Source organism: Dictyobacter aurantiacus (assembly GCF_003967515.1).
In the GTDB taxonomy this organism is placed as follows: domain Bacteria; phylum Chloroflexota; class Ktedonobacteria; order Ktedonobacterales; family Ktedonobacteraceae; genus Dictyobacter; species Dictyobacter aurantiacus.
Genome location: NZ_BIFQ01000002.1, coordinates 201043 through 227387 on the forward strand (window position 1 = coordinate 201043; position 26345 = coordinate 227387).

Genomic DNA, 26345 nt, shown 5'->3' on the forward strand with positions numbered 1-26345 from the left:
TGCTTTTGTTCTTTTTCTACAAGTCCCGCCCTACGTGTACACGCCCTCTTCTCTTCTTACATTCTTTCTTGGAACGTGTCTGACTCTCATGATGATGGCCTACGGCCTGCATGGGGTTTCGCACCTCCGGTGCTCATAATTTTTTTGTATATTGGTGCATGGGTTGCGCGGATGCGCAACCCATGCACCAATATACAAAAAAAGGGCGGACGCGCGTGCGGTGGCACGCATACGCCCACAGGGTGCCGGAAGTAAGACACATTCTTGCAACCTATGTAAGATATGTGGAATACTACTAAAAAAATTAAAGGTGCACATTGATGGATTACCAGCATACTGTATTTGCTTTAATACGCAGAAACGATCATTTTCTCCTGGTCAAGCAGCGCGGCCCTGAAGAGCTTTCCTGGTGGCTGCCAGGAGGTGTTGTGGAGCCGGGAGAAGAGCTTGTAGCAGCCTTGCGGCGAGAATTGCTGGAGGAAACGGGCTTGCAGCTTGCTGGCACTCCACAGCTGGCATTCGTAGTTCAACTGCTGCGCACGACTGAAGATGGTCCGCGCGAGAGTGTGTAAAATATTTTGGCTCTTCCGCACTTTCCGTGCTCCATCATCCAGCTTTCAAAACCTTTTGGCGTAAGAGCGGGAAACCACCTCGCCCATACATGGATCGCTTTATATATTTCAATTTATTTATTTTTCCTTCGACAGGTCCATTGCTGTACGGAAGAGTGAACGCTGCGTGGAGAGCAGAACCTTCTTTTTCCAAGCCCTGAGCAAAGGTCACCAGGTCGCTAATCCCGCTCAGTTGGCAGTCCCAGAGCCAGGTATCCAGTGGTTTGGCGTTGTGCACTGTGAGCATCACGACAAATTGTTGGACTAATCCATAGGCTGTTTCGATGCTTGGTACTTTTCGCAGCAGAGCAAGGGCCTCTCGTTCTTGCTTCTCCAGATGTTCAGGATTGTGAAGAAACAGCCAGGCAAGATGGCGCGGAGCCAGTTTGTTTGTTCTCGTCTGCGTGTTTTGTTGCGTTTGGTCGGCTGCCTCAGCTCTCTCGTCCTGTTGAAGTTGAACCCAGCGGTAGACCATCATCCAACTACCAGTAAATCCACGCTCTTGCACATCCTTCCATAACTGGTCGATGGTGCGGCATCCTGCTTCCCAACGCTCTTGCAGATATGGGCGATATGGGTCAATCGCGCTCTTGGTGCGAGGAACTCGCTGAAATTCAGGAAAAGTGGAGGCCTGAACAAACTTGCGAACCGTTTGCCGGCTGATCTGGAGTTGTCTGGCGATCCCCTGAATAGTCCCTCCTTGCTTGGATAACTCCACCACCTGATTGTAGAGTGCCAGGCGTCGGTTTCGTGAGCCCTCGGAGCGAGCTCGCTCGCCACTGGTTCTCTTCTGACGCGGCGCAATCGTCAAGCTGATTTCCGCTCTTACCTCCTCTGGCATTTGGGTATGACTGAGAAATCGCTCGACAGCTTCCCGAAGATTTTTTAACAGATGCCAGCGATCTATGACTTGTTGGGCTTGTGGTGCGCCTTCAGTTGCCCCACGTAGGTAGTCCTTGGAACGATCTCGGCTGATAATTTCGACGCCTGGATGCTTCCTGAGCCAGTCGGCAAAGGTTTCTGCGCTCCTATCTTCCAGCACATCAACTGGTTGGTGACTTTCTAAATTGATGAGGATCGTCCCATAGGTGCGCCCGCGTCGAAAAGCAAAATCGTCCACACCCAGGATTCGGGGCGTTGGTGACGGTGGGGCCTTCTTTTTGGCTCGTCGGAGAAGTGTATCGGCGCTCACTGGCATGGCTAATTGCTCGGTGAGTCGTGAGCCTGCTTGTCCACTGAGAACAACAGCGATGCCATCCAGCAATGTTGCTAACCGAGTCGTTTGCCGGGCTGAAACGGGAAGACTAGGCAAGCGTTCGGCAAAGGTTTGTCGCTGGCAAGTGTGATTCAAGCAGCGGAAACGCCGCACTCGTAAAACAAGCTGGACAATGTGACCGCTGACCGGCAAGTCTTGTGGTGAGCGTGTGTAATAACTATGGATATGAGACGAAACGTGTTGGCAAGATGGGCAAGCCGCTGTGGGACTAGTGGCACAGGCCGTAATAGTTAGGATCTCCCTGATATGTGTGATGTGTTGAATGGCAAAACCGGATAACGAGAACGGAAGCATTGGCAAGAAGGAGCACCTCATTCATGATTTTATTGGAGGCAAAACAATTTCCCTCCATCTTTTTCTACGAATAGGGGTTGCAAGCCCAGCACGGAAAGTGCGGAAGAGCCAATATTTTGTGTAAATAATACGTAATACGTGATACGTAAGACGTAACGTATAATAGGATGAGGAAGATGGAAGAAGAGGAAAAACGTATGACCATTCGACGCGAACTCATTGATGAACTGCTCAAAGAATGCAGCGATCCGAAACAGCTGCTCGCTGAAGGCGGATTTCTCAAACAACTCACTGGCGCGTTGATCGAACGCTGTTTGGAAGCAGAGATGGAAGAACATCTCGGCTATCCTAAGCATGGCAAGCGCACTGAAGAATGCACCAACGTCCGCAATGGACGCAGCCGCAAAACCCTCAAAGGATCACAAGGAGTGGTGAGCATTGACATGCCACGGGATCGTGATGCCAGTTTTGAGCCTGTCTTGATCCCCAAGCATGAAACACGGCTGGAGGGCTTTGACGAGAAGATCCTGGCGCTCTACGCCCGTGGCATGACGACCCGTGATATTCAAGCGCAGATCCAGGAGCTCTATGGTGTTGACATTTCAGCCACGTTTGTCTCCAATGTCACCGAAGCCGTGCTTGATGAGGTGCGTCAGTGGCAGAATCGCCCGCTGGAGGTGCTTTACCCGATTGTCTACGTGGACTGCCTGGTGGTCAAAGTACGGGAGAACCAGCGCATCATCAATCGCGCCCTCTATCTGGCTTTAGGGGTCAACATGCAGGGCCAAAAAGAATTGCTTGGAATGTGGTTAGGCCACAACGAAGGCGCCAAATTCTGGCTTTCCGTGTTCACCGAGTTGCACAATCGGGGACTCAAAGATATGTTTGTCGCTTGTGTGGATGGGCTCACTGGCTTGCCCGAAGCCATCGAAACGCTCTATCCGCAGACCCAGGTCCAACTGTGTATGGTGCACATGGTGCGCAACTCGCTCAAATATGTGTCCTACAAGCACCGCAAGGAGGTGGCCGCCGACTTGAAGCAGATCTATGCCGCCGCCACGGAAATGGAAGCGGAATTTCAGTTAGAACTGTTTGCAGAGAAATGGGACCCAAAATATGCGAGCATCAGTAAGTTATGGAGAAGCCACTGGAGCCATGTTATCCCGTTGTTTACCTATCCAGAAGATATTCGCAAAGTGATCTATACCACCAACGCAATTGAGTCAGTCAACATGTCATTGCGCAAGGTGACACGGAACCACCGCATGTTCCCCTCCGAGGAAGCCGTCTACAAAGTCGTGTACCTGGCCATGTTCAATATTGCCAAAAAGTGGACCATGCCCATTTACCATTGGGTGCCAGCGCTCAATTGCTTTGCTTTGCTCTTTGGGGAGCGTTTTCCCCAATAGAGCAAAATACATACACAAAAGTCTTGACAGACTCCCGCGCGATGCTGGCTTTGCTTTTCATTTTGCCTGCGAAGTTTCGGGACACATTTGCCCTAGGGATCCAGATGATCTGGTACTTTCCGCGCATTGGAAAGAGGAGACATCTGTACTTGATCTGCTCAGCGTACATACGTGGTACGATAGTGAACCACTAAGGCGTTGGCTTTCAGGGGATGCAGATGCAGGGATCGTCTACACCCATAAAATGGCAAGCAACGCATAATAAAGAAGCATCAAAGTACGGTGCACATACTTCGATGCTTCTTCTGACAATGCTATGTATAACTTATGCGACGCTTTCGACGATTGGCAATTGGATCGTGGGCAGTTCGTAGATGGGCCGCTCCGTCTGCTGCTGCCGGTAGGCGACGATCTTCTGCTCTTTCCGGTTGGCCAGGTAGTATGGAAAGGCTACCAGCAGGCATAGTAACGCCGGGATCATCATGACTTCGCGCGCGCCGATCTGGGGAATGAGCATCCCCATCGACAGCGGAATGGTCATTCCAGCGAAACCCGAGCTGACCATGACGACGCTGGAGACCAGCGCCGGTACACGATCGAAGCGCCGGGTGGCGATGGCCTGCAAGGTCGGGAAGATGGGTCCCAGGAAGAGCCCTACCCCGAAGCTGGCTACAAAACAGACGATCGGCACCTGCATACAGGCGATCAGCAAGACACCACAGGCTGCTCCACCAAGCATGCTGATATAGAGCAGTTGGGCGTTGGTGAGGTGGCCCCGCTTCATGAAGCGCGCCACCGCCATGCGTCCGGAGGTGATGCCGATCCAGAACAGCGTTGCCGCCGGCGTGGTCATCTGGACGCTGATATTGGCTTCCTTACTAATGGCGGTAATCACCCAGTTGCTAAAACCCGCCTCAGCGCCCACATACAAACAGACCTGCAGGGCAATCAGCCATAGTAGCGACTGCTTGAACGCTGGTCCGGGCCGGTCAGGCATCAGCGATGGCTGCGGCGCTTCATAGACCGCGTGGCTAATGTTTCGCCTGGCCGCCCTGGTTTGAAAGCGTAAAACATAAAATGTTGATAGACACAGCAGTCCCACCAGTGCGGTAACGATAAATGCCGCCAGCGCGCTACCGGTAAACGATAGCGCATACGATAGAAAGATTGGCGCGAGCAACGAGCCCATGCCGACCGAGCCGTGCAACATGTTTAATTTTTCGCCCAGTCTGTCGCCAAAATTCAGCGTCAGGGTCATAATGACACCGATATTGATCAGCCCGATACTCATTCCCTGTAGCATCTCAGCCGCCAGCCAGACGTTGAATTGCTGGGCCAGCGGAATCATGATGCTGGAAGCTATCAGGCCTGCCAGCCCGGCTATGACCACCGCTTTCGATCCAAGCCGCTTGATCAGCGCGTTGCTGACGACTACCGCGACGATCGTTCCTGATGAACTTACCGTAAAAATGAGACCCGCAGTACTGGTCTCGGTGTGTGTATTTTGCGCTAATACAACTAAACTTGCTGCCGGTAAAACCCCGAGTAGTCCATTTGCGATAAATGTAAAACAACAAGCAAAAAAAAGTAGCGTCTGATTTGTTCTAATAGTTTCGTATGTCATGAAAGACTACACCTTCATATGTAGTTGCAAATGGGACATCAAAAATGCATTGGTTTGCTTGCAGACCCTGAATCTAGTTATAGTGATACATTATTTATATATTTACGTCACATGGCATGTGGACTTCGATTCGTCCTGATTTTCTGGTATAGAGATCGCTTATCTACTCTGGAGCCAATGAGAGCGGGCATATCGCACGTGGATATGCGTGGTTTATTTGAATAGGTTGTACCAGGTCTATCTGATTGGAAGATTCAGGTGCGCACCGACGCTAGTGCGGCACCATCGATCGTAGTATCACTATTTGGTTGTCTCGCGATGCTGTAGCTTGCCCTACCAATACCGCGATGATTATGGTCTTTCGGCCCGGTCTGGGATACATATGTTGTTTCTATCCTCGCCCCGTGGCCTGCACTATGATCTTACATCTTATCCCTCTGAATTGCAACGCGCTGGCGGCAATATCATGGCTAAAATCATATTGTTTTCACCCCATGTGTGTTACCCAAAAGATATTTGACAGCCTGAAGAGCAATGCTAATGCTGACTTGCATGGCTCAAGGATATCTTTTATACTCTCTACAGGGGAATGTTTGGGGAACAAAATGAGAGAGAGGAGCGAGCCACTATGCCACGAACCTCACCCTTTATGTTACGCTGGTCTGGCCTACAGTGTCGCTACGAGCTCTATGAGGGGGACAGCTTTCTATTGCCAGTACCGGGACCCGCGTGGTTAGACTGGCTACATACCCACAGGTCCTTTTCTTTTCAGAATGGACAACAGCGCTTCAATATGCTGAAAGAGACACGCAAACGTACCAACGAGGCTTACTGGTATGCCTACCAGCGCCAGGGGAAACGCGTCGTCAAGCGCTACGCGGGCAAGAGTACCGATATTACCACTTCTCGCCTGGAGGAGATCTGCATGGAGCTGCAGGGGATGCTGTCGGTTCCTTTGCTTGAACCTAAGTTTCAATTGCCACGTGTGACCACCTCTCTGATTCCTCGCGAACGCCTGTTTACACTGCTTGACTCGGGACTGGAGCGTCGCCTGATCCTGCTCTCAGCACCTGCAGGCAGTGGCAAGACGACGCTGATCAGCCAGTGGCAGGCGACACGCAAGACCCGGCAGCACTTTCCGGCCCTGGCCTGGCTATCCCTGGATGCCAACGACAACGATCCGGTGCGCTTCTGGCGCTATGTGATGACCGCCTGCCGCGTTTTTCAGCCTGATCCAGGACAGTCTGCCCTTGAGCAGCTGGCTTTGATCTCTCAGCACTGGCATGAGACGCATTTTCTGGATACCATCCTCACCTATTTTCTAAATGCGCTGGCCCACATTGCCGAATCCGGCATCCTGGTGCTGGAAGACTATCACCTGATTACCGCTCCCACCATCCATCAGACGCTGGCCTTCTTCCTTGATCACCTGCCACATACCATGCACCTTGTGATCATTACCCGCAGCACTCCGGCCCTGCCGCTTACCCGGCTACGCATCCGGGATGAGCTCTGCGAGATCGGACCGGATGGACTGCGCTTTCGCCCGGATGAGGTAGAGACATTCCTGCGGCCGCTCGTTGCCACGCCATTGACCCCTCAGGCGCTCCAGCAGATCGACGCGCAACTGGAAGGCTGGGCGGCGGCCCTGCGCCTGTTCGCGCTCTCTCTGCAGAAAAACCAGGCGCAGGAGACGATTGAGCAGCAATTAAGCAGCTTTGTGCGTAATCAGCTCCCATTGCAGGAATATTTCATTGATGAGGTTCTGAATACGCTTCCACCAGCCTTGCAGACGTTCCTGCTCTCTACCAGCATGCTCAATCGCCTGACGCCATCTCTCTGTGACGCGGTAACCGGTAAGCGCAATAGTGCGTCGCTGCTGCACTCGCTGGCGCAACGCGGACTGTTCCTGGAACAGTTGGAGGGCCCCGGACCATGGTATCGCTACCATCCACTCTTTGCGGAAGCGCTTCGCGCCGAGGCCAGACACCGTGTTGAGCGAGACGAAATGCTGCAGGCGGCCCGGCAGGCTAGCCTGTGGTATTTACAACAGCATATGCTAAATGAAGCCATCGAGGCGGCCCTGCACGCCGAGGAGCTGGCGTTAGCCGCCGAAATAATGGTGCAGATGCTGAACTTGCAGGGCTTCAATGACCTGCAGGAGGTGCATACCCTGCGTCGCTGGCTGGAACAATTGCCAGAACAGGAGCTCTACCTGCATCCCTTGCTCTGTCTGAGCTATGCCTGGGTCCTCTCTTTGAGCTTCGTTCCCTCTCCCCCGTCCAGTGCGGAACTGGCCCATATCGAGCAGCTCTTGCTTCACGCCGAGGAGTGCTGGCGCGCGCAGGACAACAAGGTCCGGCTGGGAGAGGTCTTTACGTTCCGTGCCCAGCACGCCATCTGGCACGGCGAGGTTGAGCGGGCCGCAGACTACGCCCACCAGGCATTGGGCTTGCTGCCCGCCGAAGCTCAGCACTGGCGCGGGATGAGCCTGAATATCCTCGGCATAGGCGAGCTCTCTGCCGGTCAGATCATACGGGCCCGCGAAACGCTGCAGGAGGCTCAGGCCATCTGGACAGCCCTGCATCATCTCCATGGAGCCCGTAGTTGCAGGCTGGCCCTGGGGCTCGTTTATTTCGAACAGGGGACCTTACAGCTAGCATCCTCTTGCTACCAGGCCGTTCTACAGGAAGCCAGGGATTTAGGCGATGTCGAAGATCTATCACCAGCCCTGCTCGGTCAGGCACGCCTGTTCTATGAATGGAATAACCTGGACGCGGCTGAGCGCGCGGCTCAGGAGGCGATCGCCCTCGCAGAGCAGCTACAGAGCCAGATATTACAGACTCAGGCCGCCCTGGTCATCGCGCGCATCGCCTATGCGCGTGACCAGAAGAGCCAGGCTCAACAGCGCCTGGCCGCGCTGCTCACACGACTTTCAGACCACCAGCCGCTCACCTACGAGGTCCAGCTCTGTCAGATCCAGTTCCTGTTACTAGAAAACGACCTTGTGACCGCTCAATATCAGCTCTCTACCCTCATTTCCAGGACGTCGGACCTATCAGAGCCGCTGCGGGAGCAGCTCGGCATACTGCAGGCTCGCCTGCTGGTGCGCCAGAAAGACTTTTCAGCCGCCTCTGAGCTGCTCTCAAGGCTACAAGAAAAAGCACAGATGGCGGGACGCCTGCGTGCATGGCTGGAGATGCAGCTCCTGGTGGCCAGCATCCAGTACGCTCAACGTCGCACCCTCCAGGTGCGCCAGACGCTGCAGACGATCCTTATTCACACCCATACCGAGAACTATCATCGCTTGTTCCTCGATCAGGGAGAGGACGCGGCGGTCCTGCTGCGCTCGCTGCAACGACAGATATATGAACCAGCCCTGGCTCGCTACCTCCAGTCTGTACTGCAGGCCTTTGGACCGAACCAGGCCCCTTTTATAGCCACACCCGAGCCGCTCTCACGTCAGGAGCAGCGTGTGCTGCGCCTGCTGCTGGCAGACCTCTCTTATCCCCAGATCGCGCGTGAACTGGTCGTCTCGCTCAATACCGTCAAAACCCAGGTGCGCAGCATCTACCACAAGCTGGGGGTGCATACCCGCCGCGAACTGCAGACCACCGTCCAACGTCGCCGACTTTCCTGAATACCCTCCCGATTTCACCAGCGTGGGTGATGCCGTATCACCCGCCTCCACTTTATACTGCTGCTCATCAATGGTTCTTGATCAATTTCACCAGGGATTGGAGCAAGCATAATGAGCAACCAGATAACTACTACATTAGAGCAGACACCGGTCCTTATCGTCGGAGGCAGTATCGTTGGCCTTTCGATGGCCCTCTTTCTGGCTCGACAGGGGATACGCTGTCTGCTGATTGAGCGCCATTCCGGCACCTCAATCCATGCGCGTGCGGGCGCCTTTAACCCGCGCAGCATGGAGATCTTCCGCCAGGCTGGCCTGGAGTCCGCTATTTTCCAGGCGGCAACGCCACCGAATGAACTGGGCGAGATGGGACTGCGCGTCGTCAGCCTGGCGGGTCCGGTAATCGATAGCAGTGAGCAGATCATCAATCAGCAGTATCAACAATCCGATCCCTTCGCCAGTCCAACGCGCCGCGCCCTGATTGGACAGGATAAACTTGAGCCTATCGTGCTAGCCCACGCCAGGGACGCCGGCTGCGATATCCGTTTCTCCAACGAACTCGTATCGTTTGAACAGGATAAAACCGGGGTAACGGCGCGTGTGAAAGAGCGTGCAACGAGCCGTGAATACCAGGTGCACGCCTCCTACATGGTAGCTGCCGACGGCAACCGCAGCATGGTGCGCCAACAACTGGGCATCGATAGCTATGGCTATGGAGAGTTGGGAAACTGGGCCAGCATCCTGTTCCAGGCCGATCTCAGCTCTCTGCTACCCGGCCGCAAGATCACCCTCGGCTTTATCAACAATCCCATCGTGGAAGGACTCATCGGACAATCGGCGGAGGACAGGTGGGGATTGCTGGCCTACCTCAAACCTGGTGAACCCACTCCTTTATCAGAGGCGCGCTGCCTCGAACTGGTACGCGCCGCCATCGGCAGGTCCGACTGGCCAGTCAGGCTTGTTGGTACCTTATATTGGGAGCTAGCCGCTCGCGTCGCCGAGCATTATCAATGTAGCAGGGTCTTTCTGGCCGGAGATGCTGCCCATGTGATGACCACCATGGGAGCCTTCGGCGCCAATACAGGGATCGCCGATGCACACAACCTGGCCTGGAAGCTGGCCATGGTCATAAAGCATCAGGCCGCCCCTTCCTTGCTTGCCACCTACGAGGCCGAGCGACAACCAGCCGCTGATCTGGCGGTCGGCGTCTCCTCCTGGCTGTATGCCTATCGCTTACCACAGCATGAACAGCACGAGGAGATAATGCGGAGCGCCTCACAACTCATAGAACGCGTGCGTCTACTCCCTGATGCGCCCCATCCTACCGGCTTCAGCGTTGTCAGCGGCTACCTCTACCGCTCGGGCTCCATCGTCCTCGAGAACGAGGCCATCATCCCACTGTTTGAAAACGCGCCATCGGGACGCCCAGGCACCCGCGCCCCACACATCTGGCTCTCTTCCAACGGCGAAACCATGTCAACCCTCGACCTCTTCGGCCATGGATTCGTTCTACTTACCCCTACCAGCGATGCCTGGACCGCGGCTGTCACCAACCTATCAAACAAACTCAGTGTTCCATTTGCGATACATGGCATTGGCGATCACCAGCCATACACCGACACAGAGCAACAATTTCAATCAAGCTATGGCATCTCCAGCAGTGGAGCAGTGCTGGTGCGCCCCGACGGCTTCATTGCCTGGCGCGCCCATTCTCTCCCACCCAATCCCCTCCAGGCACTTGAGCTGGTATTAAGAAATATAGTGGAGTAGTATTGTCGGGTCATGTTTGTGCTAAGCACAAACATGACCCGACAATACTACTCCACTATATAAAAAAACAGGCGGCCGCATATGCGACCGCCCGAATAGGACCCTCAAGCATGATTATTCATGCAGTGTGGCAGGAAGCTCTTTCTCTTTGGGGATAAAGCGAATCGACAGCGAGTTGACGCAGTGGCGCGTATTCTTCTCTGTCAGGCGCTCACCCTGGAAAACGTGCCCCAGGTGTCCACCACAGTTCGCGCACAAGATCTCGGTCCGTCTGCCATCCGCATCCGTCTCGCGGCGCACCGCGTTCGGATAGTTCTCGTCAAAGGCTGGCCAGCCACAGCCACTATTAAACTTGCTCTCAGAAGAAAAGAGCGGAGCATTACAGCGCCGACAGATAAAGGTGCCGTCAGCGAAAAACTCATCATACTCATTACTAAAAGGGCGCTCGGTCCCCTTATGTAAAAGAACCCACTCTTCTTGCGGTGTTAATTTGTTCATATCAATCCTCCCCTGTCTCAATGTATCAAGGTTGTCCTCATAAAAAAACATTTCTCACGTATGATAATATTTATAACAATTTGCCGCCACACGGATGTTCCCCAAAACCACGGCATTTTCCGCCATCCAGATACCCTCTGTCCAACACGTAAATCCACATCTCAGCATCATATCAAACTCGTCTCATTTGAAAAAACCAGCGTATAAGAAGAAGAGAGGTAAAGTAAAGCAGAGCAAATAACAGATAGGAGAAAAACATGTCAACACACGAAGCCACAATCTATCGAAAAACAGAACTGGTAGGTACCTCAAGCGTTGGTTTTGATGACGCCGTGCGGCACGCCGTTGCGCGAGCACAGAAAACGCTGCGCCACGTGCAATGGTTTGAAGTCAAGGAACAAAGGGGCCGCATCGATGGGGAAGCCATTGAGTACCAGGTCACCCTGGAAATCGGCTTTGCCCTCGAATAAACACCTGACCATCGCCAATCATCGTCATCGTAGGTGCCGGGCTCGCCCCGGCTTTATAAACTGCTCCCGCTCCAACACCTTCCCCCGATAGACATAACCCGGTCAGAAAGGTTAAGATAAGGAAGATAACACACCATTCAATAGATTGGAGCTTCATCGATGCCAATGTCCGATATCACCATCGTACCACAGATGAGCCAGGATGGTCGCGTGCGCGTCTATCGCGGCAGCCGCCTGCGTGTCTCCCCCAACAACTTCTCCGGGCCAACCGAGTTCGATGGCATGGAGGTCGACTGCTATCTCCTGACCACAGATCGCTTTCGCCTGCTCTGTGATACATCGATTCGACCAGAAGATATGGCCGTGATCTTTGAAGATATATCCGTGGATCCAGCCAAAAAACCTTTGCTGGTCATGAATAGCCACGCGGATTGGGACCATTCGTGGGGCAACAGCTACTTTACAGGAGAGCGTACCGCTCCAATCATCGCGCATGAGCACTGCCGGACGCGGCTGCAGTCGGAGCGAGAGCAGACCTTGCTGGCCGATTTTCAGCGTAGCTATCCCAACCATTTCCATGCGGTCGTCCTTACACCTCCAACCATTACCTTTCCTGACAGACTCTCCCTCGCTGGTGGCGATCTGACGATTGAGCTCTTTAGCGCGCCAGGCCATTGCCGGGACCATATCGCCGCCTGGATTGCAGAATTGCGCCTGCTGCTCGCCTTCGATGCCGTCGAGACACCCTTGCCGCTGATAAAAAACGTCGCCGGCGTGCAGGATATGTTCTCGACCCTGGAGCATTTCGCCAGCCTGCAGCCTCAACGCGTCCTCTGCTCCCACGGCGGCACGACCAGCCCCCGCATCATCAACGCCAATCTCACCTACTTCCGCGAGATCGAGCGACGCTGCCGCGCCGTGTTACAACAACGACTCCCAACGGAAAAAGACCTGGAACAGGCCGCCGCCTTGATCGATTATTCGCTCGATGAAGTGGCCGCGGACGCATCACGCATGATTGAAATCCCCGAACCACTCGACCGCCCATTTTATAGCGGCGCCCACAACAACAATATTCGCTACATCATGCAATGGCTCATGAGCTAATCCTTTGATGGCACGATTTGCCAGAAAGATCTCTCGTAGCAGATGTCACGAATTACCTGCTACGGGAGGGCCCACTCATACATCTCGATCCGGCAATACTCCTGAAAACCCAGACGCTGGTAGACGGGGTAGCCCATTGAGGATGAACCCAGGACACCAACACCGTAACCCCGCATGCTGGCATCCTGCAGCGCGGCCAGTGTAATGGCGGCTCCTATACCCTGGCGGCGCGCCTGCGGCAATGTAAAGACAAAATAGATGCCCGCTACACCAGCCCCCAGGAACAGAGAAGCCGTGGCTACCGGCTCACCATGCCACCAGCCTAGATAGTGATGCCACGACCCCTCCTCGTCAAAACCTATCTTGCGATACATGGCACCCACCCAGTTCGCCTCAACCTCTCCTTCCCCAAATCCCATCCCTAGCGTGCGTGTCCATATCTCCAACTCCCGCTCGTTACGTACACGCTGAATAACCAGCTCATCGGGTACGGAAAGAGACTCGTTTAGCTGCCCCAGATCAAGCGCCATCCCTGGCTCACTACCTACATGGATGAAACCATGCGCCACCAGCCGCTCACCAAGATTATCTGGACCCATCCACGGTCCGACATGCCAGGAACCCGGCACGTTATAGGACTGCAACAGCCGCATGGACTCCTCGATAACTTCATCCACGCTCTCCTCAGTAAGTCGGGCACGGGTCACACAGTTATGATAGGCGAGCGGAGATCCACCGATAATCCACTGATGATCCGCCTCACTACATTCCTCACCGCCGCCCAGGCGCCCCAGGGTTAGCAGAAATTCGTTCGTGTTCGCCTCGATCATCTCAACCATGGCTTGCGCCGGCAGGCCATCAAACGGCTGTTCCATCATTGCCCCCTGCATCAATTCAGAATCTCGTCAACATTCATCAACTAGCATCATACATTTTAATCAAAGTATAACTGATCCTCTACCCCCTATCCACATAGCAATACAAACAAAGCACCATTCCACATTTTGCAAACAGGAAAAACCCATGCATCAAACAACAAGCAATGCCCCCGTAGGTGCTGGGCTTGCCCCAGCTTGGAGCGTAGCGACCCCGTCCCCAATCGGTTCAGCCCCTCATGGATGATAGCTCAGACAAATAACCATGATATGTAATACAATAAAAGCGGTCCGTGCCCGGTGTTCGCATTTACTCCTGAGCACGACCTATTTATAGTCGATCGCGCACGCCCTTTACCTGTCATTTCGTTGTGTATAGCGTTTTCGCAGAAAGGTGTTTCTATTCATGGCACTTCAGTTTGGCATTTCACTCCCGCAGGGCTGGACCATGGATCTGGCCCATATCAAAGATCCGGTTGAGGCATACGAAACCATGACCCGCGTGGCGCAGACGGCCGATGAGGCTGGTTTCAATTCGGCATGGCTGGTGGACCATTTTCATACTATCCCCCAGCCATCTCAGGAAGTGACATTTGAGTGCTGGACGACAACGGCCGCGCTGGCCCGTGATACCAGGCGCATCCGCATCGGTCAGATGGTCTCCTGTAATGGCTATAGAAATCCCGCACTGCTAGCGAAGATGGCCAGTACGGTGGACGTGCTGAGCCATGGTCGCCTCAATTTCGGCATCGGCGCCGGTTGGTATGAACATGAATATCGTGCCTATGGCTATGACTATCCCGATGCCCCAGATCGCCTGCGCCATCTGCGCGAAGCGGTCCAGGTGATCCTGGCTATGTGGACACAGGAGGAGGCCGTATTCGAAGGCAAATATTATCATGTCAATGGTGCCATCAATCAACCCAAAGGGGTGCAGAAACCACACATTCCATTGCTGATCGGTGGCGGTGGTGAGAAAGTTACTCTGAAACTGGTGGCCCAGTATGGCGATGCCTGTAATGTCGCGGGTGATCTTGAGACCCTCAAACACAAATTTGAGGTTATTCGCCAGCACTGCGAGGCCATTGGACGCGACTACAATAGCATCCATCGTACATCGATGAGCGTCTGTATTATCGGCGAAACCGATGAAGAGGCGCTGGCCAAAGTCCCACCAATGATGAAGGCCCGCTTTGGCAATGCGATTAATACGACACTTGTCGGTAGCATCGATACGATCCGCCAGCGCCTGCAGGCATACGAAGAGGCTGGCGTTCAAGAACTGCTCATCGCTTTCCCCGATGCCACCCAGCTAACTTCGATTAAGCGCTTCGCGAGCGAGTTTATCGCCTGATCGTTCTTCCTGGGAATCAACATAATTCAGGTGCCTGACGTATCCCTCGCCAGACACCTGGATGCTACTTTACCTTTTCGCCTGCAGCAAGCTGCGGATCTGCTGCTCATGGTCTTGATAATGCTCATACGAATTATCAGCGATGACGGCTACCAGGGTATCACCCGGCCAGTCCGTGGTCCAGGCAAAACGATGTGGTGTGTTGAGATCCTCCTCCGAAAGCGTCTGCAGCAGTATCTTCACCTGTTCAACAAAGCGTTGGTGAGCCAGATGAAAGAACTCCTGCACCTCTGCCAGGGAGCGATCCCGGTTCTCGCGATAGATGCGATCATTGCTCTCCATGTCAACCCGTTCCACCGGCCGGGGAGTAATGCCACGCACGACCTCGTCCAGCCAGAGCGTACAGATCTGTTCCCATGCGGCGATATGCGCCATGGCATCTTTAATGGACCATTCCCCCTCTGATGGAGGCGTGCAGATTTGCGCCTCGCTTAAGGGCGCGAGCAACGCTTCGAGTTGTGCATATTGAGTCTGGATCGTATTCAACAAAGTCATTTTGTCCACGTTATCCTCCAGAAGTATTTCATCCCTGTTCATTCAGGCGAGCAACAACAAGCTTAACTATAGTTTATCCTTTTCTGACAATTTTCTGACAATAAAGAGCATGGCGCGAATCACCCATAAGGATAGTTCATGTCATGCTCCTCTCTCAATCTACTTGTAGATATGTGCTACCCGCTATTTGCGCCATAATTTGTCGAGCAGGACACCTCCTACGACATATACAGTGACAAAAGAGGCTACCACCCCATACATCCAGGCTACGGTTTTGCCAGTTGACGGTTTCTTTTCGTTCATCTTGCTCATCCTTTCACACGGCTGCTCTTGCCTGCCAGTTCCATCTAGCGGCTCTGATGAAACCAGGTATGCGTTGGACGCTACGTATACGTATACGTATGAGTAACACGCGAAGTTGGTGAGTGACACGATGAGAACTCGCGCCACCTGGCAAGTATTTATTGACCCAGGGCAGCTATCACCAGCTGCGCCACCTTGCGCCCCGAGTATTGCTGCTGGCCTGTAATCAGGCGCCCATCACGGATGGCGAATTGCTTAAACAGACCCGCCTGGACGTAGTTGGCGCCTCGCTCTCTGAGCGCATCCTCCAGGCGCCAGGGCATGATCTTGACGCTGGCGGCTTTGTCCGAGTAGTCCTCTTCTACGTTGGCGAAGCCGGTGACGGTCTTGCCGGTGACCAGGTAACTGCCGTCGGAGAGCGTGGCATCCACCAGGGCCGCTACGCCATGACAGAAGGCGGCTACCGGCTTTTCAGCCTCATAAAAGCTGCGAATGGCGTTGTGTAGATCCTGGTTGTCGCGGAATGTGAACATCGGCGATTGCCCACCACAAATAACCAGCGCATCATACGAGCTGTAGTCGAGATCGGCCAGCCGGGGCGTGCTCTCCAGCAGTTCCACCAGATCGGGGGTAGAGAGAAATCCCATGCTGATCAGGTCATCAGCCGACCATTTGCTGGGATCACGCGGATCGCTGAGCGCGTCGACCTCGACCTTGCCACCAGCGGGGCTGGCCACGGTGACATCGTACCCGGCCTCGCTGAATTCATAGAAGGGATGCGAGAGTTCGGCCGCCCAGAATCCTACCGGCCAGCCAGTGGTGGTGGAGGTAGATGGATTGGCCACGACCTGCAAGATGCGAAAAGGCTTGGTGTGGGTGGTATCAACCACGGAATGGTGAGAGCCGCTATTCTGAATGCTGATATCAGCCATGATGTTCTTCTTTCTTTTGTAGAACTTTGTATACACTAAATACCTAATACTTTGAAGGCCAGGTGGCGAGGTTTCTTTTGACCAAAGACCAGGGCGAACCAGAGCGAAGCGACCGCGTCCATTACGCCAGCTTTATCGACCCCGCCAAGATATACCGGTCGCAGGCCAACCTCGCTGATCAGTTGCTCCACAGTGACTCGAGTCGTACCATCAGTTCCGCAGTAGAAGAGGTCCGCCTGGATACCCTCAAAATTGGGCTCGGCGAAGTTCTCCCAGCCCAGCGAATTAAACGCTCGATAGAGCTGAGCCTGTGGCGTATGCCGCTGGAAATGACCCAGGTTGTGCATCGAGTCTTCCCCAACGCGATTGGCGGCATCAATGATGATGCGCCCATCGAGCCGGGAGGCATATTGCTGCGCCACCTCTTCTACTACCAGGCCGGGTAAAGCGATCAGTACCACGTCGGGCTGCTTCTGCAGCGCGTCCTCTATGGTACCCACCGTAGCATGGTCGCCGAACTCGGCATGCACCAGTTGAGCATTCTTGCCCGCAGGATCGCTCACGCCGAAATGCAGTTCATGCCCCGCCTGGCTCCACTTTTTGCCCAGCGTGCGTCCAATGTTTCCAGCACCCAGTACTGCAATAACCAGCGCTCTTCTTTCCATCATGTTTTCTCCATAAACTATGTATTGAAGCGGCAAAATAGAGCATTATCTTTCATTTCTATTTCGCCTCATCCTTTCCTTCTGATACAACGTTTGAATTCAAACATTTATTCCGATAATTCTATGTGATATTATTGAAGAACAAAATTGGTTCACCCACTTTTCTCACCAGCACGATTGTATGCATAGATAAACTGGATCAGATATATATGGTGCTTCGATTTAGACTAGAGGGTGAATTGCGGAGTAATGAATAGCTAAAAACATGGGTGAAGTATGACTGGACAGGAAAAATTTCAGCCTGAGCAAAAAAATGCCAGAGAAGAGAATGGGACAAATAAAGAACTGATCTCTCATTCAAAGCATTATCTCAAGGATCATGTTGATGGGGTGCTCGAAGATTGGGCGCAGGAACTGCCGGACCTTCCGGTCGCGCCGATCGCGATCATCAGTCGCCTGGAAAGACTGCATACCTATCTACGCTCCGAAGTTACTGCTGTTCTTGAACGCTTTGGTCTGACTGGACCATCGTTCGCGGTGATCGCTACCCTGCGTCGAGCAGGCCAGCCCTATCAGCTATCACAGCGCGCCCTGGTGAATGCTCTGCAGTTGACCGGGGGAACGATCAGCGTGCGCATCGATCGGCTTGAACGCGATGGCATCGTGGAGCGCCACCCCGATCCTTCCGATCAGCGGGGAGTCCTGGTGCGGCTGACCGAGAAGGGACTGCAGCTCTTCGAGCATGTCGCTCCATTGCACCTCGCCAACGAGGAGCGTCTGCTCTCAGCATTGAATCAGCAGGAGCGTACACAACTGGCTGATCTCCTCCATATCCTGCTCAGCAGTTTCGACCAGGTCGCACCCGAGGACCCTCGGCATCCCTTACACTGGCTGGGAGCGTCCCTTGCACCCGTCCAGGTAGCCAGAACGATACGCCGCGCTTCAGGACTGCCTGACATCCCCGGCCTGCTGGTGCGCAGCGTGGAATCATCAGGTCCCACTGCGCAATCTAAGCTATATGAAGGAGACTTGATTATCGCGGCCAATGGATTAGAGATCCGCACCATTGAAGAGCTCTATAAACAGGCGCTGGCGGTCAAGCAAGATCCTCTGGTATTGGATGTGCTTCACGGACTTGAACATAGACAGGTCTCTTTGGCCATTTCCCTACCAGAGGAGAGATAAGCCGTGAACGTTTTTTAGTGGCTTGTTAGCCAGTTTTTCCTCTCTGCCCACCAAAAACCAGCAATTTCCCTAACATCTTATTCATTTTTCCATGCCGCGAAAATTGGTGTCAAATCCTGGCTCTGACTATTCCAGATAAGCTCAAAATCCACCAGGATTGGTAGGTTCGATTCCATCCATCTGTTACCATCACCCTGACGCTTTATTCATATGCACTGAACATAAATCTCATTTTCATTTGCTCTCTGAAAAAACAGACAATATACCTCCCGTTTTTTACCCCCTGCTTGTTTTTGGGGTTTTTATAATGCATTTAGGTATCCAAATTCGTAAGGAAACAAACGAAATGAGTGCAAAGTTGTTTATGTAGTCTGTGTCGTTTATGGTTGACAATCCATTTATGTACACATGGACATAGGCAATTCCATTAACTTATCGTTGTGAGAGATACCATTAAAATTTTTTTTAGTGAATGAAAGGAAATACACATTATGAGCATTGATATCGCACGAGCATGGAAAGACGCCCAGTATGCCGAGAGCCTCAGCAGCGAGGAGCGCGCGCAGTTGCCACAGAATCCCGTCGGTTCCGTTGAATTGACTGATTCAGCCCTGGCTACGGTCAATGGCGCGCTGTGCCACATTGATCCATTCTGCTGTGGCGGACTCTGGCCAGTCGATCCCATCCCTGGCTTCCGCCGCTCCGGTGGTTCCTTTTACGGTGGTGGCTACGGGCTCGTAGGCGGTGGCTATGGATTCGTCGGTAGTGGTTACGGCTATCTCGGCGGCTTCGACGGTGGCTGCTGCCACTGCTAATCCTCTCTAAGAGCGATTGATAATCACCGGGTCACCTGAAGCGAGCGACCAACGCGAAGTTGGTCGCTCGCTTTCTTTATCCTGTTTTATAATGCCGGTCAGCACACAGGCAGCGGTAACACCCATCCTTAGAGTGGCTGTGGCTGGCTCTTCTTTTACACATAACGGTCATGAAATTGTGATACAAATTCTTCAATACAATGAAATACCCGCATTGTATGGTCTATTTGAGGCCAAATCTATTCTTCCTACACACATAAAATGTGTCATTTTTATAAATTTCTATTCATTTTTCCATTACTTTGAAATCTGATGCTCAAAGACAAAAAATATCCATAAATACGCATGATTTCGTCGCTATCTCTTTCTTTTTCATCTTTCAGGAGACACCACACATGTATTTGTATTCATTAATTTATCTCGCGACACCTTTTTTACGCTTTCTTTATGAATTTCTATACATGTATTCTTTCGCTTTAAGCGCTCGCTTGTTTTGGTGGTTTTTATAATAGATTTAGGTATCGAAATTCATTGAGGCACGCAAGCAGTCACTACGAGATCGGACATAGAACAATAAAATAGAAATGCCCCAGGGGTATTTACAATAACTGTCTCTATAGCCATTTCTGTAGCGCGTTCGTCGTACGGTACCACAAAAGTAAATTTGTCGTTTTATTACATGAAAAGGAAGGCACCATTTATGAACTTCGACATTGCAAAAGCCTGGAAAGATGCTCAGTATCGCGAAACCCTGACCAGTGAAGAGCTCGCGCAGCTTCCTCAGAATCCCATCGGTGCAATTGAATTGACCGATGCAGCTCTTTCGGCTGTCAGCGGTGCCTGCGGGTCAAGTAACCAGTTCGATCCGAGCGCCTACTATGGCTACCAGTTTGATAGTTACATGTTTGATGGCTACTTCCAGCCGTATCATTACCATCGTCATCGCCATCATCACTGCCATGGTGGCAATAACTGGTTCGGTGGCTGGCAGCAACCAAACGGTGGTGGCAACTGGTTCGGTGGCAATCAGGGCAATAACCACTAAGCGCTAACCGGCTTGGTGTCACCATGGTAACTGTCGTTTCGCCATCTATGGATAGGCTCTCCCGGTTGCTGTGGATTACTCTGTAAGCAGGTCGATGGCTACACATTAAAGAGGGCCCCTTCAACATGTGAAGGGGCCCTCTTTTTCTGCAGAGCAGATCTCTGTGCCTCCCTGTTATCTATGTAAGAAGGGCGCTGGCGATGGTGTGGGCGGCGGCGATGATGTGGGGCGCGAAGGTGGCTTCGTCGATCTTACCCAGCAAGACCACACCGATGCTGGCTTCGGCCTGCTGACCATCGGGCTGAATGGGGGCCGCGATGCCGCTGGCCCCGTACTGGATCTCGTCGTAACTGGTGGCGTAGCCGCGTTTGCGAGCCATGGTGATCTCCCGGCGCTCTCCTGGTTGTCGTGGGCGCCCCGCCAGGATGGCCAGGCCCGATGCCCCTTTGTCGAGCATGTGCCGGAATCCAGGTCGATAGGCGATATGCATGGTCGTTGTCCTTGGCTCCAATGTGGTCAGGACTACGCCTTCGTCTCCATCCATGATCGTCAGGCAGGCGGTGGCCCGCAACTCTTCCGCCAGTTGCCGCATGGCGGGATAGGCGGCCTCCTGTAAGCGTGGAACGACATGGCGGGCCAACTCAATCAGTCCAATCCCCAGGCAATAGCGGTTATCCTCTGTACGGCGCACAAGACGGTGGGCGACCAGCGTGTTGAGGAGGCGATAGGCGATGGTGCGATGAATATTCAATGCCTGCGCGATGTCGGGTACACTCAGTCCCGCTGGATAGCTGGCCAGAATGTCCAGCACGCGCAATCCACGGTCCAGTGTCTGAGCCGTTTCGCCTTGCAGGGGTCGTTCATTTGGACGCGGTTGTGCCATAACCTCAGTTTCCTCGTTTATCTGCTATTTACACCTCGCAGATACTCCATCGACCGACTATACAATATCATAGCTTTCTTGTCTATATGCCCGCGGCTGCTCGTTCCTTGACATCCCATAGGTTCCCTGCTATAACTTAAACAAGTAGTCCGATTAACGAATATTTTGTCCGATTATCGCACAAAAACCGTAAACGCAATGACGCATTCGCATGGAAAGAGAGAGTCCAATGACGCACCAGGATTTCATGCCGATCCAGAATTTCGACTATATTGAGATGTATGTTGGCGATGCCAAGCATACGGCATATTATTTCACCCATGCCTGGGGTTTTGTGCCCGTGGCCTACGCGGGATTGGAGACCGGCACACGCGATCGCACTAGCTATGTGCTGGAACAGGGCAATATCCGCCTGCTGATTACCTCCGCATTAAACCCCGATAGCCCCATCGCGCAGCACGCTCATCTGCATGGCGATGGTATCAAAGATGTGGCGTTCCGCGTGGAGAGTGCCGAACGTGCCTATCAAGAGGCAACCAGCCGTGGCGCGCGTGGCGTGATGGAACCTAAAGAGATTCGCGATGATTTTGGTTCGGTGAAGCTAGCCTCTATCGCGACCTATGGTGAGACGATCCATACCTTTGTGGAGCGCCAGGATTATAAGGGGGCCTTTATGCCTGGCTTCCGCGCCCTGGATTCGTCGCTGCCGCGCCGTTCCCGTCCTGCTGGCCTGGCTGGCATCGACCATGTGGTGGGCAATGTGGAGCTGGGCAAGATGAACGAGTGGGTGGGCTTCTACGAGAAGATCATGGGCTTCACCCAGATGATCCACTTCGATGATCGCCAGATCAGCACCGAGTATTCCGCCCTGATGTCGAAGGTAATGCAGAATGGCAGTGGCCGCATCAAGCTGCCGATCAATGAGCCGGCCCCGGGCCGTAAGAAGTCGCAGATCGAGGAGTACCTTGATTTCTATCACACCCCCGGCGTGCAGCACCTGGCCCTGATTACCGACGATATTGTGTCGACGGTGCGCAATCTGACGGAGCGCGGCGTGGAATTCCTGCGCACCCCGCGCAACTATTATGATGATGTACTTGACCGGGTCGGTCATATCGATGAGAATCTGTCGCAGTTGGCCGATCTGAGCATCCTGGTCGATCATGATGATGAGGGGTATCTGCTGCAGATCTTCTCGAAGCCGGTCGTGGCACGTCCAACAGTCTTCTTTGAGGTGATTCAGCGCAAAGGTGCCCGTGGCTTTGGTGAGGGTAACTTCAAAGCGCTCTTCCAGGCTCTCGAACAGGAGCAGGAGCTGCGAGGAAATCTCTAAATGAAGCTAGTCACGGTCAGAACCGCCCATGATATTACATACGCGGGCGTAGTACGCGGTGAAGAGATACTTCTACTCCACTATCCAAACCTGCTCAGGCTATTGCAGGATCCAGCTGGCATGCAGCAAGCACGCCAGCTGCTGGAGAGTAATAAGCCGGGATTATCCGTGCGCACGCTTACCTTGATGACACCCGTGCCCAATCCACCCACGCTGCGCGATTTCTATGCCTTTGAGCAACACGTCAAGGCGGGTCGCGCGAAGCGTGGACTGGAGATGATCCCTGAATGGTATAAGCTCCCTACCTTCTACTTTTCTAATACCAGCGAGATCTATGGGCACGATGAGCGCGTTCCCTATCCTGTTGGCAGTCAGGAACTGGATATCGAGCTGGAGATCGCCTGCGTGATCGGGCGCGAAGGCAAAAATATTGCGGTCGATGAGGCACACCAGTATATCGCGGGCTATACCATTATGAATGATTGGAGCGCGCGCGATTTTCAGCGCCAGGATATGAAGCTCAACCTGGGGCCTGGCAAGGGCAAAGATTTTGCTACGTCGCTGGGACCCTGGCTGGTCACTCCCGATGAGTTGAAGGGCTATCGCACCGGCAGTGGTAGCGGTGAGCGCTACGACCTGACAATGCTGGCCCGGGTGAATGGTCAGGAGATCTCTCGCGGCAATTTCAATCAGATCTACTATAGTTTTCCCCAGCTGATCGCCTACGCCTCACGCAACGCTCGTCTGCGTCCCGGCGATATCCTTGGCTCCGGTACCGTTGGTACGGGCTGTATACTGGAGCTTGGTACCGAAATTCATCCGTGGCTGCAGCGCGGTGATACGGTTGAACTGGAAATTACGGGAATCGGTGTATTGCGGAATAGGATTGTGTAGCTTTTTTCAATAGAGGAGGTGAGGCCGATGCCACCTTATCATCGCCTGGGTGAGATTCCCCCCAAACGCCATACGCAGTTTCAGAAACCAGATGGCTCGCTCTATTCAGAGGAACTGTTTGGGATCGAGGGCTTCTCGAATAATTATTCTAACATCTACTACCATTATCCTCCGACCCGTGTGAAGAAGATCGAGCCGTTCAGCAAACAGCAGTTTGAGGAGTGGAACGAGGATGTTCATCGCCACCACCATTTGAAGACGGCGGGCTTCAAACCTGGCAGCGACGCGGTATTGGGCAATATGGTGCTGATGTATAACAAGGATCTGACGATCGGGATCGCCCTGCCAACGCAGGATATGACCTACTTCTATCGCAATGGCGAGGCAGACCAGATGTACTTCGTCCACGATGGCCATGGGGTGCTGGAAACCAATTTTGGCTTGCTCCCTTATCACGAGGGGGACTACATCATCATCCCGCGCGGGACAACATTCCGCTTTACTATCGCACCCGATAGCGCGCAGTCTCGCTTCCTGGTGGTGGAGGCCCATGGCTCGATCGAGCCTCCTCGCCGCTACCTCAGTCCCAATGGACAGTTGCTTGAACACTCGCCATACTGCGAGCGCGACATCCGCCGTCCCGAGGAACTGGTTACCCATACCGAGCGCGGCGAATTTGAGGTGCGCGTCAAGGTCGGTGGCATCATCAGTAGCTACTGGTACGATTTCCATCCCATCAACACCGTCGGCTGGGACGGCTGCGAGTATCCCTGGATCTTTAACATCGCCGATTTTGAGCCGATTACGGGACGCGTCCACCAACCCCCACCGGTCCATCAGACCTTCCAGGGACCCAACTTTGTCGTTTGCTCGTTCGTGCCGCGCAAGCTCGACTATCATCCGCGCTCGATCCCTGTGCCCTATAACCACAGCAATATCGATAGCGACGAGTTGCTCTATTACGTCAACGGCAACTTCGGCAGCCGCCGGGGCATTGAGCGCTCCTCGATGACCCTGCATCCACGCGGCATCCCCCATGGACCCCATCCGGGCGCCGTCGAAAAGAGCCTGGGCGCCGAGCGCACCGATGAGCTGGCCGTGATGATCGATACCTTCAACCCGCTGAAGTTCACCACCATCGCCCGCACCCTGGACGATCCCGCTTACCCCTACAGCTGGTTCGCGGACTAACACTCACCCATATCAAGAGCGGGTACTCGCTTCTCAAGATTAGCGAGTACCCGCTTTATGCCAGATCCATCCAACCGCTGTGACCAGCAAGCAGAGAATGGCGCCGGTAAACATTGCAGGCTGCGGCCCAAAGAGCCCGGATAGCCAGCCTATCAACAAATAGCCCAGCGGGAGACTGCCATCGAAGAATAGAATCTGCACGCTCATCACACGTCCGCGCAGGTGATCGGGCGCGGCGGTCTGCAGCGCGGTCATGGCCTGGGCCGCGAAGTCGATCTCCAGACCTCCAACACCAGCGATCAATATCAGCGACAGCACATACCAGCCCGATAGCGCGAACAGGATCTCCAGCACAGCAAAGATCAGCATACTGATCAGCACCCTACGAAAGGTCGGCTGCTCGTTGTTCCAGGCCAGCCATAAAGAGGCCAACAACGCTCCAGTTCCCATGGCTGCCGAGAGAAAACCAAAGCTTTCGGGTCCTCCATGCAGCACATCCGTGGCGAAGGATGGCAGCAGTACCCCAAAGTTGGAGCCGAAAAGCAGCACCAGGCCAACCACCAGGATCAAGCGCAGTATCGTCGGGGTACGCCATACATATTCCACACCTTCACGCAGACTCTGCCAGGTATTCTTACGCCTTTCTTCCCCTTTCATGGGCACAGCCTGGGCGTACAACTCATGGTTCTTAATCAGCACCAGGGCTGCTATCGCCGCCAGATAGCTCAGCCCATTATATAAGAAGAGAATGGGAACGCCGCTGAGCGCGATGACGATGCCTCCCAGTCCCGGCCCCACGATGCGCGTCATCTGAGACAGCATGGAGTTTAAACCCACAGCGTTTGGCAGATCTTCTCGCCCAACCATCTCGACGACAAATGCCTGTCCCGTGGGCCGGCCCAGGCAATTGGTGAGACCCAGCATCAGCGCCAGTATATACAGGTGCCATAACTGTACCACGCCGGTCGCAATCAGCCCCCAGAGCAGCAGAGCCTGGATCATAGCCGCAGTCTGGGTACAAAGCAGGACGTGTCGTTTAGGCCAGCGATCGGCCAGGACTCCCCCGAACAGCGCAAAGAACAATACCGGCACAGCCTGCAACGCCCCCACTAGTCCCAGTTGCCAGGCGCTATGGGTCAGTTGCCACACCAGCCAGGACTGCCCGATCCCCTGCATATAACTACCCAGCTGAGAGATTACCTGACCCGACCAGTACAGACGAAAGTTACGATGGCGCAGTGAAGTGAACGCACTCAGCAAACTTTTCTTCGGCCGCTTAGAAATAACACTCGTCAGCACCTCCGCTTCCAGAGCCTCCTCTGGCACAGCCACCTGGGAAGAGGCGGGGTCAATCGGCTCAGATACATCTTCATCCGCCATCAGATACCTTCTCCTTTCCAGTCCATCAAACAAAACTGATGGTAACTATACCGAAAGCAGATGCAAAAAACATCGGCCAAAAGCACGATGTCGAGCTATTGACGAATATGCTACAATTAAAATGAGAAATTCAGGTCCTGCAAAAGGTTAATGCGGAAACAATTATACTATTTATAAATCCCCTGCCCGCTCTCTGCTATTACCATCCAGCGTTTTCCCTCCGATTTTATAAACCCCGA

Annotated in this window: 22 protein-coding genes; 13 read left to right on the forward strand and 9 right to left on the reverse strand. The window is 53.6% G+C overall.

Annotated features, from left to right (window positions below; genetic code table 11):
* The first annotated feature begins 320 nt into the window (after positions 1-320).
* Entirely contained in the window at positions 321-572 is a 252-nt protein-coding gene (locus tag KTT_RS25695) for an NUDIX domain-containing protein (RefSeq protein WP_126600172.1), read from the forward strand.
* Between the two features lie 34 nt (positions 573-606).
* Here KTT_RS25695 and KTT_RS25700 read toward each other — a convergent pair whose 3' ends face one another.
* A complete protein-coding gene (locus KTT_RS25700) occupies positions 607-2202 on the reverse strand; it encodes an ISL3 family transposase (protein WP_126594041.1) in 1596 nt (531 codons plus the stop codon).
* A gap of 176 nt (positions 2203-2378) precedes the next feature.
* Between KTT_RS25700 and KTT_RS25705 the strand changes: the two genes are divergently transcribed.
* Positions 2379-3590: an IS256 family transposase gene (locus KTT_RS25705; protein WP_126599403.1), complete on the forward strand. Its 1212-nt coding sequence runs from the start codon at positions 2379-2381 to the stop codon at positions 3588-3590.
* Between the two features lie 325 nt (positions 3591-3915).
* Here KTT_RS25705 and KTT_RS25710 read toward each other — a convergent pair whose 3' ends face one another.
* Positions 3916-5214, reverse strand: coding sequence for an MFS transporter (locus KTT_RS25710; RefSeq protein ID WP_126600174.1), 1299 nt, complete (start codon positions 5212-5214; stop codon positions 3916-3918).
* A gap of 628 nt (positions 5215-5842) precedes the next feature.
* Here KTT_RS25710 and KTT_RS25715 point away from each other — a divergent pair.
* Positions 5843-8854 carry a winged helix-turn-helix domain-containing protein gene (locus KTT_RS25715; protein ID WP_160146138.1) on the forward strand — a complete coding sequence of 1004 codons (3012 nt, stop codon included), beginning with the start codon at positions 5843-5845 and terminating at the stop codon, positions 8852-8854.
* 111 nt (positions 8855-8965) lie between these two features.
* On the forward strand, positions 8966-10621 hold the full coding sequence (locus KTT_RS25720) for an FAD-dependent monooxygenase (RefSeq protein WP_126600178.1): 1656 nt from the start codon (positions 8966-8968) through the stop codon (positions 10619-10621).
* A 114-nt stretch (positions 10622-10735) separates the two neighbouring features.
* On the opposite strand, the gene KTT_RS25725 is transcribed toward KTT_RS25720, so the two are convergent.
* The gene (locus tag KTT_RS25725; RefSeq protein WP_126600180.1) at positions 10736-11119 is read right to left on the reverse strand and encodes a methionine-R-sulfoxide reductase; all 384 of its coding nucleotides are present in this window, start codon (positions 11117-11119) and stop codon (positions 10736-10738) included.
* A gap of 257 nt (positions 11120-11376) precedes the next feature.
* Here KTT_RS25725 and KTT_RS25730 point away from each other — a divergent pair, with 257 nt between their 5' ends.
* Positions 11377-11589, forward strand: a complete 213-nt coding sequence (locus KTT_RS25730) for a dodecin (RefSeq protein WP_126600182.1) — start codon at positions 11377-11379, stop codon at positions 11587-11589.
* A 159-nt stretch (positions 11590-11748) separates the two neighbouring features.
* Entirely contained in the window at positions 11749-12696 is a 948-nt protein-coding gene (locus KTT_RS25735; protein WP_126600184.1) for an MBL fold metallo-hydrolase, read from the forward strand.
* Between the two features lie 59 nt (positions 12697-12755).
* On the opposite strand, the gene KTT_RS25740 is transcribed toward KTT_RS25735, so the two are convergent.
* On the reverse strand, positions 12756-13574 hold the full coding sequence (locus KTT_RS25740; protein ID WP_218031014.1) for a GNAT family N-acetyltransferase: 819 nt from the start codon (positions 13572-13574) through the stop codon (positions 12756-12758).
* Between the two features lie 403 nt (positions 13575-13977).
* On the opposite strand from KTT_RS25740, the gene KTT_RS25745 reads away from it, so the two are divergent.
* A complete protein-coding gene (locus KTT_RS25745) occupies positions 13978-14925 on the forward strand; it encodes an LLM class F420-dependent oxidoreductase (protein WP_126600187.1) in 948 nt (315 codons plus the stop codon).
* 69 nt (positions 14926-14994) lie between these two features.
* Here the strand turns inward: KTT_RS25745 and KTT_RS25750 are convergent, their stop codons facing one another.
* The 3 genes from KTT_RS25750 to KTT_RS25760 form a co-directional block, all read right to left on the reverse strand.
* Complete coding sequence (locus KTT_RS25750) at positions 14995-15480, reverse strand: ClbS/DfsB family four-helix bundle protein (protein ID WP_160146139.1); 486 nt, start codon at positions 15478-15480, stop codon at positions 14995-14997.
* A gap of 461 nt (positions 15481-15941) precedes the next feature.
* On the reverse strand, positions 15942-16715 hold the full coding sequence (locus KTT_RS25755; RefSeq protein ID WP_126600191.1) for a type 1 glutamine amidotransferase domain-containing protein: 774 nt from the start codon (positions 16713-16715) through the stop codon (positions 15942-15944).
* 35 nt (positions 16716-16750) lie between these two features.
* Positions 16751-17383: an NADPH-dependent F420 reductase gene (locus KTT_RS25760; protein WP_126600193.1), complete on the reverse strand. Its 633-nt coding sequence runs from the start codon at positions 17381-17383 to the stop codon at positions 16751-16753.
* Between the two features lie 273 nt (positions 17384-17656).
* Here KTT_RS25760 and KTT_RS25765 point away from each other — a divergent pair, with 273 nt between their 5' ends.
* The 3 genes from KTT_RS25765 to KTT_RS25775 all read left to right on the forward strand — a co-directional run bounded on the left by KTT_RS25765 (position 17657) and on the right by KTT_RS25775 (position 20425).
* Entirely contained in the window at positions 17657-18565 is a 909-nt protein-coding gene (locus tag KTT_RS25765) for a MarR family transcriptional regulator (protein WP_126600195.1), read from the forward strand.
* Positions 18566-19056: 491 nt separating this feature from the next.
* Positions 19057-19380: a mersacidin/lichenicidin family type 2 lantibiotic gene (locus KTT_RS36630; protein ID WP_218031015.1), complete on the forward strand. Its 324-nt coding sequence runs from the start codon at positions 19057-19059 to the stop codon at positions 19378-19380.
* A gap of 700 nt (positions 19381-20080) precedes the next feature.
* Entirely contained in the window at positions 20081-20425 is a 345-nt protein-coding gene (locus KTT_RS25775) for a mersacidin/lichenicidin family type 2 lantibiotic (RefSeq protein ID WP_160146140.1), read from the forward strand.
* Positions 20426-20603: 178 nt separating this feature from the next.
* Here KTT_RS25775 and KTT_RS25780 read toward each other — a convergent pair whose 3' ends face one another.
* A complete protein-coding gene (locus KTT_RS25780; protein WP_126600199.1) occupies positions 20604-21308 on the reverse strand; it encodes an IclR family transcriptional regulator in 705 nt (234 codons plus the stop codon).
* A gap of 229 nt (positions 21309-21537) precedes the next feature.
* Between KTT_RS25780 and hppD the strand changes: the two genes are divergently transcribed.
* Genes hppD through KTT_RS25795 form a run of 3 tightly spaced genes read left to right on the forward strand, consistent with a single transcriptional unit; the run spans position 21538 to position 24726 of the window.
* Entirely contained in the window at positions 21538-22641 is a 1104-nt protein-coding gene (gene hppD / locus KTT_RS25785; protein ID WP_126600201.1) for a 4-hydroxyphenylpyruvate dioxygenase, read from the forward strand.
* Positions 22642-23535 (forward strand): fumarylacetoacetate hydrolase family protein, encoded by an 894-nt coding sequence (locus KTT_RS25790; protein WP_126600203.1) that lies wholly within the window; start codon positions 22642-22644, stop codon positions 23533-23535.
* Positions 23536-23562: 27 nt separating this feature from the next.
* The gene (locus KTT_RS25795) at positions 23563-24726 is read left to right on the forward strand and encodes a homogentisate 1,2-dioxygenase (RefSeq protein ID WP_126600204.1); all 1164 of its coding nucleotides are present in this window, start codon (positions 23563-23565) and stop codon (positions 24724-24726) included.
* Positions 24727-24765: 39 nt separating this feature from the next.
* On the opposite strand, the gene KTT_RS25800 is transcribed toward KTT_RS25795, so the two are convergent.
* Positions 24766-26106: an MFS transporter gene (locus tag KTT_RS25800; protein WP_126600206.1), complete on the reverse strand. Its 1341-nt coding sequence runs from the start codon at positions 26104-26106 to the stop codon at positions 24766-24768.
* Positions 26107-26345 lie beyond the last annotated feature (239 nt).

Bases quoted from the DNA above. Each gene is read 5' to 3' on its own strand.
- KTT_RS25700 (WP_126594041.1), bottom strand. From the start codon at position 2,202: ATGAGGTGCTCCTTCTTGCCAATGCTTCCGTTCTCGTTATCCGGTTTT.
- KTT_RS36630 (WP_218031015.1), top strand. From the start codon at position 19,057: ATGAGCATTGATATCGCACGAGCATGGAAAGACGCCCAGTATGCCGAG.
- KTT_RS25780 (WP_126600199.1), bottom strand. From the start codon at position 21,308: ATGGCACAACCGCGTCCAAATGAACGACCCCTGCAAGGCGAAACGGCT.
- hppD (WP_126600201.1), top strand. From the start codon at position 21,538: ATGACGCACCAGGATTTCATGCCGATCCAGAATTTCGACTATATTGAG.
- KTT_RS25795 (WP_126600204.1), top strand. From the start codon at position 23,563: ATGCCACCTTATCATCGCCTGGGTGAGATTCCCCCCAAACGCCATACG.
- KTT_RS25755 (WP_126600191.1), bottom strand. From the start codon at position 16,715: ATGGCTGATATCAGCATTCAGAATAGCGGCTCTCACCATTCCGTGGTT.
- KTT_RS25695 (WP_126600172.1), top strand. From the start codon at position 321: ATGGATTACCAGCATACTGTATTTGCTTTAATACGCAGAAACGATCAT.
- KTT_RS25710 (WP_126600174.1), bottom strand. From the start codon at position 5,214: ATGACATACGAAACTATTAGAACAAATCAGACGCTACTTTTTTTTGCT.
- KTT_RS25760 (WP_126600193.1), bottom strand. From the start codon at position 17,383: ATGATGGAAAGAAGAGCGCTGGTTATTGCAGTACTGGGTGCTGGAAAC.
- KTT_RS25750 (WP_160146139.1), bottom strand. From the start codon at position 15,480: ATGACTTTGTTGAATACGATCCAGACTCAATATGCACAACTCGAAGCG.
- KTT_RS25745 (WP_126600187.1), top strand. From the start codon at position 13,978: ATGGCACTTCAGTTTGGCATTTCACTCCCGCAGGGCTGGACCATGGAT.
- KTT_RS25740 (WP_218031014.1), bottom strand. From the start codon at position 13,574: ATGATGGAACAGCCGTTTGATGGCCTGCCGGCGCAAGCCATGGTTGAG.
- KTT_RS25725 (WP_126600180.1), bottom strand. From the start codon at position 11,119: ATGAACAAATTAACACCGCAAGAAGAGTGGGTTCTTTTACATAAGGGG.
- KTT_RS25705 (WP_126599403.1), top strand. From the start codon at position 2,379: ATGACCATTCGACGCGAACTCATTGATGAACTGCTCAAAGAATGCAGC.
- KTT_RS25735 (WP_126600184.1), top strand. From the start codon at position 11,749: ATGCCAATGTCCGATATCACCATCGTACCACAGATGAGCCAGGATGGT.
- KTT_RS25800 (WP_126600206.1), bottom strand. From the start codon at position 26,106: ATGGCGGATGAAGATGTATCTGAGCCGATTGACCCCGCCTCTTCCCAG.
- KTT_RS25790 (WP_126600203.1), top strand. From the start codon at position 22,642: ATGAAGCTAGTCACGGTCAGAACCGCCCATGATATTACATACGCGGGC.
- KTT_RS25730 (WP_126600182.1), top strand. From the start codon at position 11,377: ATGTCAACACACGAAGCCACAATCTATCGAAAAACAGAACTGGTAGGT.
- KTT_RS25720 (WP_126600178.1), top strand. From the start codon at position 8,966: ATGAGCAACCAGATAACTACTACATTAGAGCAGACACCGGTCCTTATC.
- KTT_RS25775 (WP_160146140.1), top strand. From the start codon at position 20,081: ATGAACTTCGACATTGCAAAAGCCTGGAAAGATGCTCAGTATCGCGAA.
- KTT_RS25715 (WP_160146138.1), top strand. From the start codon at position 5,843: ATGCCACGAACCTCACCCTTTATGTTACGCTGGTCTGGCCTACAGTGT.
- KTT_RS25765 (WP_126600195.1), top strand. From the start codon at position 17,657: ATGACTGGACAGGAAAAATTTCAGCCTGAGCAAAAAAATGCCAGAGAA.